General features: G+C 65.8%; 16 protein-coding genes and 2 tRNA genes. 13 read left to right on the plus strand and 5 right to left on the minus strand.

All coding sequences use genetic code 11. The features are described 5' to 3' along the window. Positions 1 to 68: 68 nt before the first annotated feature. Genes VHO04_RS17895 through VHO04_RS17905 form a run of 3 tightly spaced genes read left to right on the plus strand, consistent with a single transcriptional unit; the run spans position 69 to position 2,057 of the window. Positions 69 to 647 (plus strand): hypothetical protein, encoded by a 579-nt coding sequence (locus tag VHO04_RS17895; protein WP_329629560.1) that lies wholly within the window; start codon positions 69 to 71, stop codon positions 645 to 647. Then, positions 644 to 1,528, plus strand: coding sequence for a hypothetical protein (locus VHO04_RS17900; protein ID WP_329629561.1), 885 nt, complete (start codon positions 644 to 646; stop codon positions 1,526 to 1,528). The genes VHO04_RS17895 and VHO04_RS17900 overlap by 4 nt, the downstream gene beginning before the upstream one ends. A 37-nt stretch (positions 1,529 to 1,565) precedes the next feature. Then, on the plus strand, positions 1,566 to 2,057 hold the full coding sequence (locus VHO04_RS17905; RefSeq protein WP_329629562.1) for a hypothetical protein: 492 nt from the start codon (positions 1,566 to 1,568) through the stop codon (positions 2,055 to 2,057). Positions 2,058 to 2,078: 21 nt separating this feature from the next. On the opposite strand, the gene VHO04_RS17910 is transcribed toward VHO04_RS17905, so the two are convergent. After that, positions 2,079 to 3,761 carry an amidohydrolase gene (locus VHO04_RS17910; RefSeq protein ID WP_329629563.1) on the minus strand — a complete coding sequence of 561 codons (1,683 nt, stop codon included), beginning with the start codon at positions 3,759 to 3,761 and terminating at the stop codon, positions 2,079 to 2,081. A 134-nt stretch (positions 3,762 to 3,895) separates the two neighbouring features. Continuing rightward, the gene (locus VHO04_RS17915) at positions 3,896 to 4,093 is read right to left on the minus strand and encodes a hypothetical protein (RefSeq protein WP_329629564.1); all 198 of its coding nucleotides are present in this window, start codon (positions 4,091 to 4,093) and stop codon (positions 3,896 to 3,898) included. Positions 4,094 to 4,262: 169 nt separating this feature from the next. Between VHO04_RS17915 and VHO04_RS17920 the strand changes: the two genes are divergently transcribed. Further along, positions 4,263 to 4,347: transfer RNA gene (locus VHO04_RS17920), tRNA-Leu, on the plus strand. A gap of 92 nt (positions 4,348 to 4,439) precedes the next feature. Beyond that, positions 4,440 to 6,032 carry a trigger factor gene (gene tig / locus VHO04_RS17925; protein ID WP_329629565.1) on the plus strand — a complete coding sequence of 531 codons (1,593 nt, stop codon included), beginning with the start codon at positions 4,440 to 4,442 and terminating at the stop codon, positions 6,030 to 6,032. 631 nt (positions 6,033 to 6,663) lie between these two features. Here the strand turns inward: tig and VHO04_RS17930 are convergent. Further along, positions 6,664 to 7,281, minus strand: coding sequence for a DNA-3-methyladenine glycosylase 2 family protein (locus tag VHO04_RS17930; protein WP_329629566.1), 618 nt, complete (start codon positions 7,279 to 7,281; stop codon positions 6,664 to 6,666). A 101-nt stretch (positions 7,282 to 7,382) separates the two neighbouring features. Here VHO04_RS17930 and VHO04_RS17935 point away from each other — a divergent pair, with 101 nt between their 5' ends. Then, positions 7,383 to 7,700, plus strand: a complete 318-nt coding sequence (locus VHO04_RS17935; RefSeq protein ID WP_329629567.1) for a 2Fe-2S iron-sulfur cluster-binding protein — start codon at positions 7,383 to 7,385, stop codon at positions 7,698 to 7,700. 112 nt (positions 7,701 to 7,812) lie between these two features. On the opposite strand, the gene rlmB is transcribed toward VHO04_RS17935, so the two are convergent. Continuing rightward, the gene (rlmB, locus tag VHO04_RS17940; RefSeq protein ID WP_329629568.1) at positions 7,813 to 8,580 is read right to left on the minus strand and encodes a 23S rRNA (guanosine(2251)-2'-O)-methyltransferase RlmB; all 768 of its coding nucleotides are present in this window, start codon (positions 8,578 to 8,580) and stop codon (positions 7,813 to 7,815) included. A gap of 80 nt (positions 8,581 to 8,660) precedes the next feature. Between rlmB and VHO04_RS17945 the strand changes: the two genes are divergently transcribed. The 7 genes from VHO04_RS17945 (at position 8,661) to VHO04_RS17975 (ending at position 14,526) form a co-directional block, all read left to right on the plus strand. Further along, positions 8,661 to 8,746: transfer RNA gene (locus tag VHO04_RS17945), tRNA-Tyr, on the plus strand. Positions 8,747 to 8,841: 95 nt separating this feature from the next. Then, a complete protein-coding gene (locus tag VHO04_RS17950) occupies positions 8,842 to 10,170 on the plus strand; it encodes a tyrosine-type recombinase/integrase (RefSeq protein WP_329629569.1) in 1,329 nt (442 codons plus the stop codon). A gap of 221 nt (positions 10,171 to 10,391) precedes the next feature. After that, entirely contained in the window at positions 10,392 to 10,736 is a 345-nt protein-coding gene (locus VHO04_RS17955) for a metalloregulator ArsR/SmtB family transcription factor (protein WP_329629570.1), read from the plus strand. Beyond that, positions 10,733 to 11,182 (plus strand): ArsI/CadI family heavy metal resistance metalloenzyme, encoded by a 450-nt coding sequence (locus VHO04_RS17960; RefSeq protein WP_329629571.1) that lies wholly within the window; start codon positions 10,733 to 10,735, stop codon positions 11,180 to 11,182. The genes VHO04_RS17955 and VHO04_RS17960 overlap by 4 nt, the downstream gene beginning before the upstream one ends. A gap of 127 nt (positions 11,183 to 11,309) precedes the next feature. Continuing rightward, positions 11,310 to 12,239 (plus strand): alpha/beta hydrolase, encoded by a 930-nt coding sequence (locus VHO04_RS17965; RefSeq protein WP_329629572.1) that lies wholly within the window; start codon positions 11,310 to 11,312, stop codon positions 12,237 to 12,239. Next, positions 12,239 to 13,294: an NAD(P)/FAD-dependent oxidoreductase gene (locus tag VHO04_RS17970; protein WP_329629573.1), complete on the plus strand. Its 1,056-nt coding sequence runs from the start codon at positions 12,239 to 12,241 to the stop codon at positions 13,292 to 13,294. Before VHO04_RS17965 ends, VHO04_RS17970 begins: the two co-directional genes overlap by 1 nt. Before the next feature lie 17 nt (positions 13,295 to 13,311). Continuing rightward, the gene (locus tag VHO04_RS17975) at positions 13,312 to 14,526 is read left to right on the plus strand and encodes an MFS transporter (RefSeq protein WP_329629574.1); all 1,215 of its coding nucleotides are present in this window, start codon (positions 13,312 to 13,314) and stop codon (positions 14,524 to 14,526) included. Here VHO04_RS17975 and VHO04_RS17980 read toward each other — a convergent pair. After that, positions 14,509 to 15,123, minus strand: a complete 615-nt coding sequence (locus VHO04_RS17980) for a TetR/AcrR family transcriptional regulator (RefSeq protein ID WP_329629575.1) — start codon at positions 15,121 to 15,123, stop codon at positions 14,509 to 14,511. The genes VHO04_RS17975 and VHO04_RS17980 overlap by 18 nt on opposite strands. Positions 15,124 to 15,178: the final 55 nt, after the last annotated feature.

A 15,178-nucleotide genomic window follows, 5' to 3' on the forward strand; every position in this document is an offset into this window, starting at 1 on the left:
ATTCCTGACGGGGGTTGGGGAGGCGCCGATTCGTATTCGGCCGTGCCCCCGCAGTGGGGGGGCGCACGATGACTATCAGGAAAATGGTGCTGAGCGTGGCGATGGTCGCCATGCTGGCGGAAACCGCGGCTGCGCAGGAAGCGAAGATCGATCCGATGACGGTCGTTCCCGATCCGGCGACGGTGGCGACGCCGAAACTCGACTTTGCGGAAACGCCCGAGGACGCGGCCGATTACGATAAATATTTCTATTTTCATCGCGACGGAACGAGCTTTGAGGAGGCGCTCGCCGACCTGCGCGATTGCGACGGCTTCGCGCGCGGCCTGTCGAGCGGCTATCGCTATCAGGAAGCGCCCTATCCCTACACCTATACTGCCGCCGGCGTGGCGGGCGGGCTGATCGCTAACGCGATGATGAGCGCGATCTTCGGCTCGGCCGAAAAGCGGCGGCTGCGCCGCGTCAACATGCGCCGCTGCATGGGGTACAAGGATTATGCCCGCTTCGGCCTGCAAAAGGATCTGTGGCAGGAATTCAATTTCGAGGAGGGTTTTTCGGCCGAGGAGGAAGGCAAGCGCCAGGCGATGCTGGCGCAGCAGGCGAAGGTCGCGTCGGGCCCGCGCCCTGCGGCGAAGGAGCTCGGGCTGTGAGCGCGCTTCGTTCGCTGGCGATGCTCGCCGTCGCCCTCGCCGCCATCACGCCGGTCTGGGCCGACGAACCCGAGGAAAAATGGCAGACGCGGGCCGTCGCCGACAAGCCCGCGCCGCTGACGCTCGACCCGGCGAAGGCTTATATCCTGATCAAGGCCGACTCCGTGATCATGCCGACGCTGATGCAGCTGCCCAGCGAGGAACAGGCGGCGGCGCACGCGCGGCGGCGCGCCGAGGCGCTGACCAAGGAACATGGCAAATGGGTCAAGCGGCATGCCGGCTGGGAAGCCGAGATGAAGCGCTGGACAAAGGGAATGAAGAAACCCGAGGAACCCGTCGAACCGACCGAGGCCAATTTCGGATTTCCCGAATATGAGCGCGTTCATTCGGTGATGCTCGGGCCGCAGAACCGGTTCAGCAAGGAAGGGGGCTCGGTCTATCTTCAGGAAGTGCCGCCGGGCGAATATCTCTTCTATGGTCAGGCGAACGTCTGCGCCTGCCTGGGGACGGTTTCTTTCGAGGCGCCGGCCGGCAAGATCGTTCCCGTCGAATTGCGGCTGTCGCTGGTCGACGCGATTCGGGCCGCGCCCAAGGAGAACCGGCCGAAGACCTCGCTCGACCTGCCCGCCGGGACCAGTCAGTTCCTGCTTCGCGCGGCGGAGGTCGGCGACCCGCGTCTGCCCGCCGACGCGATCGTAAGCCCGGCGTTCAAGCCGGCCGGAACGCGGCCCAACTGGGCCGGGGCCGAAGTCGACCGGGTGATGCCGATGCCGGGCATTTTCCGGTACGTGCGGGGGCAGCAGGTCGACGATTCCGCGCCGCCGGCGGCTGTGGCTGCTTCCGCCGATCCGGGCGGGTTGCCCGCCTCCGGTCATCGCTAACACACTGGAATTGCAATCGGAACGAGGTGCCGAAGAGATGATGCGAAACAGGTTTTCGGCCGGTGCGCTGCTGGTTCTTGCCGCCATGGGTGCGGCGCCTGCCGCCGCGGGCGGGAGGGCGCCCGCGGTGAACGACGGCTACGACTGGACGATGCGCGTCGACGACGAGGAGCGGGCGCAAAGTGCCGTCCTGGCCTATGAAGTCGCCGATACCGACGACCAGCCGCTGGCGTTCGCCTGCGAGGAAGGCGGAAACCGGATTTTTGCGAGCATCACCGGCGGCGATCCCGAACTGAGCGCGATCGAACTGACCTCGGGCGACGCCCGCCTGCAGCTCAAGGGCACCGCCGACGCCGAGGAAATGCCCTATTTCTCGTCCGAGGAGATTGCGGGCGGTTCGCCGCTCATCCGCGCGTTCGCCGCCAACGGCTGGCTACGCCTGACCGCGTCGGGCGAAACGACCGACATGGCGGCGACGGCGAAGGGCCGGGACGCGATCACGCGGTTCGTGCGGTTCTGCACCGAATAGAGCCGGCCTTTCGCGGGGCGGTCAGTCGGCGCGTTTCCAGACCGTCTGTCCTTCCTTGACCGTCTCCAGCACCTTGATGGCGCGGATCGCGTCGACCGGCGTCGTCAGCGGGTTCCGGTCGAGGATGACGAAGTCGGCGAGCAGCCCGGCCTTGATCCGGCCTTTGCGATTCTCCTCGAACGCCTGCCACGCCGGGCCGGTGGTGAGCGCCTGTAGGCCTTCGTAGGCGCCCAGCCGCTCGTCGGGGCCGCTGACGACGCCGGTCGGGGAGACGCGCGCCATCGAGGTCCAGAGCATGAAGCGCGTGTCGAGCGGCGTGACGCTATAGTCGCTGTGGTTCGACGGGATCAGCCCCGCCGCGCGTGCTGACTTCAGCGGGCTGATGAAATCGACGACCTCCTTCGGGAAATTGGTGCGGTGGACGTCGGCCCAAAACCAGGCGTGGTTCGAGAAATAGGAGGGGCCGACCCCGATGCGCTTGTAATCGGCAAGCTGGTCGCGGCGCTGGAATTGCGAGTGGATGACGATCGGGCGGCGGTCGTCGGCGGCCTTGATCCCGGCGGCGTCGAAGCCCCTGATCGCCATATCGATCGCCGCGTCGCCGTTGGCGTGGACGAAGATCTGCCAGCCGCGATCGGTGACCTTTTTGGCGAGGTCGTCGAACGCCGCCTGATCCATCGCCGGGGCGCCGTGCCACGGGTGGCTGCCGTCGGGGGCGCCGCGTGCATAGTCGCGGGTGAAATAGCCGGTGCGTGCCTGCACCGACCCGTCGAGGATGACCTTGATCCCCTGCAATTTCACATGGCCGTCATATTGGCCGAAGCGGATGTCGGGCCGCGCGAGCAGCGCGTCGAGCCCGGTGTAGAGCGGCAGCAGCGCGAGGTCGATCTTGAGGTGCTGGCGCGCCGCGGGGCCGGTGAAGAAGGCGAGGTCGGCGGGCATCGTCGCGCCGTCCTGTGCATGGGTATAACCCTCCGCGAAATAGCGCTGCTGCGCCGCGTCGAGCCGCGCGAGCTTTTGTTCGGGCGAGAGCTGGGGCATCGCGGCGAGCATCAGGAAGGTCGACTTTTCGAGCAGGACGCCGTTCAGATGCCCGTCGGCATCGCGCAGCATCATCCCGCCCGGCGGCGGCTGGCTGGCGTCGGTGAGCTTCGCGGCGGCGAGCGCGGCGCTGTTCGCGACCAGCGCGTGGAGCGACTGGTGGAGCACGACGATCTTGCGGTCCGCCGCCACCGCGTCGAGCTCGGCGCGGGTGATGTGGCGCTTTTCGGCGAGCTTTTCATGATCATATTGCCAGACGATCACCCAGCCGTCCTTCGGGATCGCCTTGCGCGCGATATAATCGCGGATGACGCCTTGCAGCGAAGGGATGTCGGTGACGGGCGGCAGCGCCTTGTCCCAGAGGTCGAGCCCGTCGGCCATCTGCATCGCGACCGCGAAGTGCGAATGGGCATCGACGAAGCCGGGGAGCATCGTCGCGCCCTTCAGGTCGTGGATCGCCGCGTCCTTGCCCGCGGCGGTGCGCGCGGCCTTTTCGTCGCCCGCGAAGGCGATCCGGCCGTCCTTCGCGACGACCGCCTCGACCATGTGCGGCGAATCGCCGTCCATCGTGATGATCGTCCCGCCGCGATAGAGCGTCGCCTCCTCGGCGGTGGCGGGCGCGGCGATCAGCAGCAGCGCCGCGAGCGTGGCGATGGATTTCATATGTCTCTCCCTCGCCGGAACCGTGGCGGGGAAGGGGGGAGGAGGTCAAGTCTCTCTTTGCAACTCTTTTGCGGGTCCCATATTCTCCGTCACTCCGGATCAAGACCGGGGTGACGAGAAAAAGGGCGCGTGTCTCAAATCTGCTGCGGTGGCACTTCGCTCGGGCCGCGGCCGGGTTGATCGGTGTCGCCGCCGCCCGGACCTCCGGGGATTTCCTGCGGCTGGCCCGCAGGGTCTTCGAGCGGGGTCGGCTGGACCGGCTTTTCGGGGGGCGACTGCGGTTCGATCGTGTCGGGCTTCGGTTTCGGAAGCGGGTCGGGGGCGGCGGTCATGGCGATTCTCCTTGGCCTGATCAACGAACCGGCGCGGCGCATGTTCCGGCCCGCGGACATAGCGCAAGGTCCGCCCTTGCCCTTGGCCGCGCGTCTGCTATAGCCCCGCGCGGCCCGCACGGGCGTGCGCGGCAGCGCGCGATTTCGTGCATCCGGCCGAAAGCTCTCAGCGGGCGTGGCGGAATTGGTAGACGCGCTGGTTTTAGGTACCAGTATCGCAAGATGTGGGGGTTCGAGTCCCTTCGCCCGCACCACGCTCCGCGAGCTTTGACCGGACATAGGGGAACGCCGCCTTTCGGGCGGGGTTCATCGATACGAGATTTTGAGCAAGGATAAGACCAAGGCAATGAAGACCGTCGAAACGCTGAACGAAGGCCTGAAGCGCGAATATCGCCTGACCATCACCGCGAAGGATATCGACGCGCGCGTCGATGACGAAGTGAAGGCGATCGCGCCGACCGTGCGGATGCCCGGCTTCCGCCCCGGCAAGGTGCCGCCGAACCTGATCCGCAAGATGCACGGCGACGCGCTGAACGCCGACGCGCTCAACAAGGCGATCGACCAGGGCGTCAAGGATCTGATGGCGCAGGAAAAGCTGCGCCCCGCGCTGCAGCCCGGCGTGACGCTTGCCGACGGCTATGAGCGCGGCAAGGATGCCGAGCTGACCGTCGCGCTCGAAGTGCTGCCCGACATCGCGACCCCGTCGATCGACGGGCTGAAGCTCGAACGGCTGACCGTCCCCGCCGACGACAAGGCGGTGATGGCGAAGATCGAGGAATTCGCGGCGCAGATGAAGCGTTTCGAGGACGCGCCGAAGACCAAGAAGGCCGCCCAGGGCGACCAGGTCATCATCGACTTCGCGGGCAGCGTCGACGGCGTCGCCTTCGACGGCGGCACGGGCGAGGACATGGCGGTCGAGATTGGCTCGGGCCAGCTTATCCCCGGCTTCGAGGACCAGCTCGTCGGCGTCAAGACCGGCGACGAAAAGGTGCTGAAGGTGACCTTCCCGGACGAATATCCGGTCGATAATCTGAAGGGCAAGCCCGCCGAATTCGCCGTGACGGTGAAGGAAGTGAAGGTTCCGGCCGCGTCGAAGATCGACGACGAGTTCGCGAAGTCGCTCGGCCTTGAAAGCCTCGACAAGCTCAAGGAGCTGATGAAGGATCAGGTCGAGCAGGAACTGAACGGCCTGACCCGTACCTATATGAAGCGCAAGCTGCTCGACCAGCTCGCCGCTGCCCATGATTTTGACGTGCCGCCGACGATGGTCGAGGCCGAGTTCGGCCAGATCTGGCAGCAGCTCGAGCATGAAGCGAGCCACGAGGAAGACCCCGAGGCGGCGAAGGCCGAGCTCGAAAAGGATCGCGACGAATATCACGCGATCGCGGTGCGCCGCGTCCGCCTGGGCCTGCTCCTGTCGGAAATCGGCCAGGCGCACGGCGTGCAGGTGTCGAACCAGGAAATGCAGCGGCTGATCATGCAGGCGGCGCAGCAATATCGTCCCGAGGATCGCCAGCGCTTCGTCGAATATGTCCAGCAGGACGCGCTCGCCGCCGCGCAGCTTCGCGCTCCGCTCTATGAAGACAAGGTCGTCGACTTCCTGTTCGAAAAGGCCGAGATCAGCGACCGCGAAGTGACGCGCGAGGAGATCGAGGCGGCGATCGAGGCCGACGACGATGGCCACGTCCACGGCCCCGGCTGCGGTCACGACCATGACCACGACCACAAGCCCGCCAAGAAGGCGGCGGCGAAGAAGCCCGCCGCCAAGAAGGACGCGGTAAAGGAAGAGGCCAAGGCCGAGAAGGCCCCGGCGAAGAAGGCGGCCGCGGCAAAGGCCGAAGACAAGCCCGCGGCGAAGAAGGCCGCACCGGCCAAGGCTGCGGACGAGAAACCGGCTGCGAAGAAGGCTCCGGCCAAGAAGGCGGCGGCGAAGAAATAAGCCTCTTCACTTTGCAAGAGATCAAAGGCCGGGTGGAGAATGCTCCGCCCGGCCTTTTTCTGTCTCACGCAAAGGCGCGAAGGCGCAAAGACAAGCGTTTACCAACCCCCGTTCGTGCTGAGCTTGTCGAAGCACCGTTCTCTCTAGGGCGGATCGACATTCAGCCCTGGCGGCCTGCAAATGGCGGCTTTCCGCGCTTCCGGTGCTCACGTGCAAAAGCACGCTGCGCTCCGGGTCGCGGAAAACCACCATTTTCGGCTCGCCATCTTCTGAATGTCGATCCGCCCTAGTCCCCTGAATCTGAAGTTCGGTTCATTGATTTCGTCATCCCGGGCTTGACCCGGGATCCCGCTTTTCTTCGCTCCGTGCGCGAAAGGGAGCGGGACCCCGGGTCAAGCCCGGGGTGACGGTGATGACAGTTACTTTGATTCCACCAGACTAGTGTCTGAAGGAAAGAACGGCCCTTCGACAAGCTCAGGGCGAACGGAATTTATAGGACCTTTTTCTCTGCGCCTTCGCGCCTTTGCGTGAGATCCGTCATTGCGAGCGCAGCGAAGCAATCCAGAGCCTGCGTAAACCGCCCTGGATTGCTTCGCTGCGCTTGCAATGACGAGGACGGGAAAAGGCCCGCCTAAATCACGTCCATATTGTAGCAATGCCAGCTGAAGATCGCCGCCGAGCCGCGATGCGGGCGCCACGGCTCGGCCAGCTCGCGCGCCTGCTTTTCGCTCGGCCGGGCGCCGAGGCCGAGAATGCGGCCGACCGCTTCCTGCACCGCCAGGTCGCCCGCGGGCCAGATGTCGGGGCGTCCTTCGGCGAAGAGCAGGTAGATTTCGGCCGACCAGCGGCCGATGCCCTTGACCTGGGTGAGCAAGGCGATCGCTTCCTCGTCGTCGGCGGGGAGGGCGTCGAAATCGAGCGCGCCGTCGAGCACGAGCTGTGCGAGACTCTTGCTATAGCCCTGCTTCTGCCCCGACAGGCCGCAGGCGCGCAGCGCGTCGAACTCGGCGGCGGCCATCACCTCTGCGGGGCATCCCTCGCCGAACGCGGCCTCCAGCTTGTTCCAGATCGAATTGGCGGCGGCGACGCTGACCTGCTGGCCGACGATGGTGCGGAGCAGGGTGGTATAGCCGCGCTCGCGGATGCGCGGCGGCGGATAGCCCGCGTTGCCGAGCGCGCGCGCGAAATTGGCGTCGATCGCGGCGATCGCATCGATTCCCGCATTCAACTGCTCCTGACCGAAGCTCATCGCGATATTCTCCTTTTGTTCGCATCGCTTCCGTAGCAGCGCTTGATTTGGCGCGCAACGCGCGACATAGGCCATCCGAATCAAACCATATGGGGACGAGCATGGCCAAGCTGATTGTGGTGACGCGCGACGGAAGCGAACATGAGATCGAAGGCGACACCAGCCTGACCGTGATGGAGAATATCCGCGACGCGGGCTTCGACGAACTGCTCGCGCTGTGCGGCGGCTGCTGCTCGTGCGCGACCTGCCATGTCCATGTCGAGGACGGCAACAAGGATGGGCTGCCGGCGATGAGCGAGGACGAGAACGACCTGCTCGATTCGACCACCGACCGCGACGAAAATTCGCGCCTGTCGTGCCAGATCCCGTTCAGCGACGCGCTCGACGGGCTGCGCGTGCGGATCGCGGCTGAGGATTGAATGCAGTATATCGTCATTGCGAGGAGCGTAGCGACGAAGCAATCTCCAGCTATCGGCCGCCAATCAAGGTCGATAGCTGGAGATTGCTTCGCTGCGCTCGCAATGACGCGGTTTAGCTGCCAGATGTCGCGACCGCGTAGAGCGCGATCGCCGCTGCGTTCGAGATATTGAGGCTCTCCATCCGCGGCGAGATCGGCAGCTTCGCCAGCACGTCGCAATGCTCCATGACATTGTGGCGCATTCCGTCGCCCTCCGATCCCAGCACCAGCGCGACCTTGCTGCCGTCGAGTGTCTGCCCAAGCGTCGTATCGGTGTCGCCCATCAGGCCGATGCGCCAATATTGCGCCTCGGCGATCTCCTCCAGCGCGCGCGACAGGTTGACGACGCGCACCCACGGCACGCTTTCGAGCGCGCCCGAGGCCGAGCGCGCGATGACGCCGCTTTCGGGCGGGCTGTGGCGATCCTGCGTGACGATCGCGGCGGCGTCGAAGGCGGCGGCCGAGCGCAGCACCGCGCCGATATTGTGCGGGTCGGTGACCTGATCGAGCACGATCAGCGGCCGCGTGCTGCCGGCATCGCTTTCCGCCTGCAGCAGGTCGCCGAGATAGACCTCCTCGAGCGGATCGACCTCGATCACCAGCCCCTGATGCGGCGCGTCGCGCGCGACGAGCCGCGCAAGGTCGGCGACGTCGGCGTAGCTGATCGGAATCACCGGTGGCAGGTCGAGTTGCCCCAGCGCTTCGCGGGTGCCCCAGATGCGCTTGACGCGGCGTTCGGGGTTGGCGAGCGCGGCCAGAACGGCGTGGCGACCCCAGAAGCGAATGGCCTGTCCGCGCTGGCTTTGGCCCGCGGGACGACGATGGCGAGAAAATTGACGCATGATGGGGCGCCTTTCCCATGACTGCCATTGACAGGCAAGTCTCGTTTCGCCATTGGACCGCTTCCCAAAGCGGGCCCCATGGACAGGTGGCCGAGTGGTTAAAGGCAGCAGACTGTAAATCTGCCCGGGTTTCCGTACGCTGGTTCGAATCCAGCCCTGTCCACCACCCTCCCATCCGAGGGCATCCGCTGAAATCCCTAGAAATCGCAGAAAACCTAGCGTATTATCGCCAAATCCGTCCCCCTGCGTCCGGCATCGTTCGTGTGCAGCCGGAGCAAAGTGTGGGGGGAATGTGGGGGAAGATTATCTCACCCCCACACTTTGCCTCCTCAAAATGTGGGGGAAGAATCTGGAGGTAGCGCGATGGGGAAGCTCACAGCGATTGCGGTCAAGGCAGCTTTGGCGAATCCCGGCACGTATCAGGACGGCGAAGGGCTGTTTTTGAAAGTGGACAAGCGCGGCGGAGCCTCTTGGTTCCTGCGATTGCAGCGCGATGGCAAGCGGCATGATATAGGGCTGGGCAGCGCCAAGCTGCTGACGCTGGCGGAAGCCCGCGAGAAGTCGAGGGAGCTGCGTAAGGCGGTCAAGGTGGAACGGCGCGACGTTCTGGCCGAAAAGAAAGACGAGGCTGCCGCGAAGGTGACGTTCCGCGAGGCCGCGCGCCAATATCATGCCGAGAATAAGGCGGGCTGGAAAAGCCCCATCTATGCCCGTCAATGGCTCGCCAGTCTGGAAAACCACGCCTTCGCGAAACTGGGCGATATTCCGACCGGCGGGATCGGGTCGCCTGACATTATCGCGGTGTTGTCGCCGATCTGGCAGGAAATTCCCGAAACCGCGCGCCAGATCCGCAACCGGATTTGCGCAGTGCTCGATTATGCTCACGCGAAGGGCTGGCGTTCCAGCGAGGCCCCGTCGGGTAGCGGAAGCCTGAAAGCCGGGCGCGGCCTGCCTCGGCAGGTGAAGCAACGCGAAAACCGCAAGGCCATGCCCTATGTCGCGGTGCCCTCCTTCATGGTGGCGCTTGGGCGCAAACCGTCATTCGGACGGCTGGCGCTGGAACTGCTCATCCTGTCGGGCGTCCGCTCGCAGGAGGTGCGCCTTGCCACATGGGCCGAATTTGACCTTGAAAGCCGCCTCTGGACGATTCCCGCCGATCATATGAAACGGAGCAAGGGGCATATAGTCCCGCTCGCCGACGCGGCGCTGGCGGTGCTCGCGAAGGCGGCGGCGTTCAGGATGGGGGAGAGCGATGTCGTGTTCCCCGGCATGGCCGGCAAACCGATGTCAGACATGACGCTGCTGAAAGTGCTGCGCGACATGAGCGAGCCTTATCACGTCCACGGTTTCCGCTCCGCCTTTACCGATTGGGCGGCGAACGAGGGCTTTGCCGATGCCGTGGTGGAGGCTGCGCTTGCGCATAAGACGCCGGATGCGGTGCAGGCAGCCTATCGCCGCACGACCTACCTTGGCACCCCCGATAAGCCAGGAGCGCGCGTGACGCTGATGGCCGCTTGGGGGCGCTATTGTTCGAGCGGGGTGGCTGGCACGGGCAATGTAGTGCCGCTTCCCGGTAAGAAAGCGGGATAGTGCCCGTCTTCTCCTGCAACCACCGTTAGCGCAAGCCAAGGGCTTGCGGATTTTTCCATTTGCGCGCCTGACTAAGAGCTTTCGGCTTGGTCTGCCGGGGTTCGAGGGTTGTCGTCTGGCTGATTTTATATCGAAGAAGCATATTTCGATAAATGTCGAATTGAACTTGACAGAATGGGCGCAATCTCTCATTTCTACAAAAATTGAAATGAGGGATTGCCATGGACTCGACGTCCGCCATCGAAGCTCTAAGCGCGCTCGCGCAAGAGCATCGCCTCGCGCTGTTTCGTCTGCTTGTGCAGGCCGGGCAGCGTGGCATGGCGGCTGGAGCGATCGCCGAGGCGCTCGGCATTCCGAACAGTTCGCTCTCTTTCCACCTCGCCCAATTGCGCGGCGCGAAATTGATCGAACAGGAGCGCCAACACCGCACGATCATCTACCGGGCCAACTATCCCGCGATGAACGCGCTCGTGGCCTATCTAATGGAAAATTGCTGTGCTGCTTCCGGATGCGAGAGCGAGGCGGCGTGCGAAGATAGAATCAACGAGGAAAGGGAAAGCGCATGAAGCGACTACATGTCCATGTCGGGGTCGAGAATCTCGCAACCTCGATCCGTTTCTACAGCACCATGTTCGGGGCTGAACCGACCGTCCTCAAGCAGGATTATGCCAAGTGGATGCTTGAAGATCCGCGCGTCAATTTCGCGATTTCGATGGGTAATCACGCGCGCACTGGAATCGAGCATCTCGGCATCCAGGTCGACAGCTCCACCGAACTCGGGGAAGTCTATGGCCGGATCAAGGCGGCCGATCGCCCGGTGCTCGAGGAGGGCCGCACGACCTGTTGCTATGCCAAGTCCGAGAAGAGCTGGATTTCCGATCCCGATGGCGTCGTCTGGGAAGCCTTCTATACCGATGGCGAGGCGACGACTTATGGCGACAGCCCTGCGCTTGAAACGCTCGCGACGGCGTCGGCGACTGCCAAATGTTGCGCCCCTGCCGGAACGGCCTGAGCTGGACGCCGGCGCGGTGGGCGTTGCCCGCCGCGCATAAGCCTATGGCTCAATTCGATTGGACGGCGGTGCCCGCGGCAGCGTTAAAGTCCCGCGCGACCACAATCGAAACGGCGAGAGGAAATTTATGGACATCATGATGAGCGAGCTGTCGCGGCGGTCGATGCTCGGGCTGTTCTCGCTGGCGGCGGCGCTGCCGGTCGCCGGCTGCGCCTCGGTGGCGCGCGCCGCGCCCACAGCGGCAACCGTCCCTGACGCGTGGCAGACGCGCCGCGTTCGTTCGCAGACCGATGGCCTGGATATCGTTTATCACGAGGCGGGGCGCGGCAAGCCGCTCGTCATCGTCCATGGCGGCGGCAGCAATGCCGAACCCTATCGCAAGCTCGGCGACATGCTCGCGCCGCATTTCCGCGTCGCTCGCGTCGAACGCCGCAACTATGGCGTGAGCGGCACGCGCGCGTCACCGATCAGCTGGGAACAGGAGGTCGGCGACGTGAGCGCGGTGGTCGAGGCGCTCGGCGGCCGTTGCCACCTCTTCGGTCATTCAGCGGGCGCGCTCGTCTCGCTTCATGTCGCGCGAAGCCGCCCCGAACTCATCGATCGGCTCGCGCTCTACGAGCCGCCGCTGCTCGGCGGCGGCCCCGGGGTGGTCGCGGTCAAGGCGAAGTTCGATGCACTGATTGCCGAAGGGAAGAAGGACGAGGCGCTCATCCTCATCTACGGGCATTTCGTGGGGCTCCCCGAAGATGTCGTGCGCGCCTCGATCGGAACCCGCGGCCCCGACGTTTACGGCCTGCTGCCGGGCGCGTCGGCCGATCTCGAAGCACTGACGACGCTCGACACCGATCCCGCCGACTGGGCGGGGATCAAGCTCGAAACATTGTTCCTCGTTGGCGAGACGAGCGCCAAGCATCCGCTGCGCGACAGCAGTGCGGCGCTCGCGAAGGTGCTCGCGAACTGCCGCACGGTGACGCTGCCCGGACAGGGGCATAGCGCGCAGGTCTCGGCGCCCGACCTCATCGCGCAGGCGATCGGTCCCTATTTCCGGGCCGGTTGATGTCTGCCGCGGGGGAGGGGGCATCGGTCGTCGTGATCGGCGCGGGGCAGGCCGGCCTCGCGACGGGGCGGATGCTCCAGAAGGAGGGAATCGATTTCACCATTCTCGAAGCGGGACCGCGCGCCACCGGATCGTGGCCCGCCTATTATGATTCGCTGACCCTCTTCTCGCCGACGGCCTATTCGGGGCTGCCCGATCTCGCGATGCCCGGCGAGCCCGATGCCTACCCGCGCCGCGATGCGGTCGCGGCCTATCTCGAGGATTATGCGACGCACTTCGCGCTGCCCATTCGCTTCGGCGCGCGCGTCGCGGCGGTTTCCCCGATCGGGAACGGCGGGCTCACCGTTCGGCTCGGCGGCGGCGAGACGATGATGGCCGCCTCGGTCGTGGCTGCGACGGGGACATTCGGAGCGCCCCATATCCCCGTGATCGAGGGGGCGTCCAGCTTCGGCGGGACGGTCGTTCATTCGGCGGCGTATCGGCGGCCCACCGACTTTGCGGGACAGCGCGTGATCGTTGTCGGTGCCGCCAATTCGGCGGTGCAGATCGCGGCCGAGCTTGCGGGGCATGCGCGCGTGACGCTCGCGACGCGTGAGCCGATCCGTTACGCCCCCCAACGCCTCTTCGGCAAGGATGTGCATTTCTGGTTCAAATGGTTCGGTATCGATGCCACCAACCTCTTTTCGGACCAGGGGACGCCGGTTCTCGATGACGGTCGCTACCGGCTGGCGATCGCCGCGGGACGGCCCGAGCGGAAAGCGATGTTCAAGGCGATGACGGCAAATGGGGTAATCTGGGCCGACGGACGCGAGGAGGCGGTCGACGCGATCATTTTCGCGACCGGCTTTCGGCCCGATCTGCCTTTCCTGCCCGCCGGCGTCGCTTTCGATGGCGCGGGACGACTCCGTCAGCGCCGCGGCGCGTCGACCGCGCTGGACGGGCTCTATTTCGTCGGCCAGCCGGGGCTGACGCGCTTCGCCTCGGGCGTGCTTCGCGGCGTCGGGCATGACGCCGCGGGTGTGGTGCGGCGGATCGCGCGCCGCCTCCGCGCTTGAACGGCGCTCCACCAGCATTGCCCGCAGCGGAGCTCGCGCCGCGCGCGCAATGGACGCTCGCGGCGCTTCAGCTCATGTCGTGGGGCTCCTTCTTCTATGCCTTCTCGGTCCTCGCGCTGCCGATGGAGGTCGAACTCGGCTGGTCGCGGCCGGCGACCATGATGGCGATGTCGCTCGCGCTGGTCGTCGCGGGACTGCTCGCGCCCACGGTCGGACATGCGATCGACCGCGGCCATGGCCGGCGCGTCATGACGTGCGGCAGCATCCTCGGCGCCGCGATGCTGCTCATATGGTCCGCGAGCAGCGCGAAGCCGATCCTCTACGCGGCCTGGACCGGCCTCGGCGCGGCGCAGGCGATGACTTTCTACGACGCGGGATTTGCCGCGCTGACGCGGCGGCTCGGCGGCGGCGCGCCGCGCGCGATCATGCGCATGACGTTGCTCGGCGGTTTCGCGGGCACGGTCTTCATTCCGCTGACCGGGTGGCTCGCCGACACATGCGGCTGGCGGGGCGCGCTGATGATTCTCGCGGCGATCAACCTCCTCGCCGCCGCGCCGCTGCACTGGCTGGTTCTCGCGGGCGACCGGGTGGAGCCGGTGGCGGAAGGGCAGGCGACGCCGCGCGGTGCCTCGATGGGGGCGCTTCGCCAGCGCGCCTTCTGGATGCTCGTCGTAACGTTCTGCACCTGGTCGCTCGCTTTCGGATCGCTAACCTTCCATCTCCTGCCGCTGCTCGCCGAGCGCGGCGTATCCGACGCCGTCGGCATCGCGCTCCTCGCATCGGTCGGCCCGCTGCAGATCGCGGGACGCGTCGGTCTCATGCTCCATCGCGGCGCGATGCCCGCGCGCCTTCTCGGGCGGGCGCTCACGGTCATGCTCGTCGCGGCGGTCCTCATCCTCTACGCCGCCGGCGCGAATATCTGGCTGATCGCGGCCGGCGTTGCGCTTTACGGCGTTGCGAACGGCATGGTGACGATCCTGCGCGGCATCGCGGTCGCCGATTATCTCGGCGTCGCGGGCTTCGGGCGGAAGAGCGGCATGATCAGCGCGATCAATGGGTTCGCGCTGGCGCTCGCACCCTATTTGGCGGGGCTCCTGTGGACCGGCGGCGGCTATGGCCTCGTGCTCGCGGGTCTCGCCGCAGCGGCGGCGACCGGCGCGCTCGCCTTCTGGTCGCTGCCGGCGGCGGGATCGGCTGCCGAGCGCCCGGAAACCTCAGCCTCGCGGAATTAATCCCTCGAACAGGACATTGAGGAAATCCTCGGCCATTTCGGATGGCGGTGTGCGGGCGGGATCGATGGGCAAACGCGCGACACCGTTGAAGGCGGCGAACAGCAACCGGCTGGTCACCACCGGCTTGCAAGGACGCACCGATCCGTCGGCCACGCCTTCCTCGATCATCGCCGCGACCGCCTTGCCGAGCGCGAGCTGGGCCTTGCGCGTCGTCTCGCGCTCGTCTTCGGCCATCTCGCTGAAGTCGGTCAGCACGAAGCAGCGCCCGAAATCCTCGCTGACGATCGCGGCATAGCGGCGAAAGAAAGCCGCGATCCGGGCGCGGCCATCGGCTTCGCCGCGCGAATGACCGAGGGCTTCCATGAGCTCCTGGCGCGCGATGTCGCCGCATTCGGTGAGGAGCGCGTCCTTGCTCGGCGAATAATGATAGAGCGCCGCCCGCGTCATGCCGAGTTCGCGCGCGACATCCTCGAGCGTCGCCTGGCGGAAGCCGAGGTCGCTGAACACGCGCGCCGCGGTGCGCAGCACTTCGATCCGGCGGTCGCCGAAGCGATTGTTGGGCCGCCCGCGCGGCTTGGTGATGGTTCGTGTCGCCATGAAAGTCTCCGCTGTCCGACTTGTGGCCTTCGAACCCGCGGGTCAAGGCCGCGGA

This window comes from Sphingopyxis sp. (genome assembly GCF_036261875.1).
Lineage (GTDB): Bacteria > Pseudomonadota > Alphaproteobacteria > Sphingomonadales > Sphingomonadaceae > Sphingopyxis.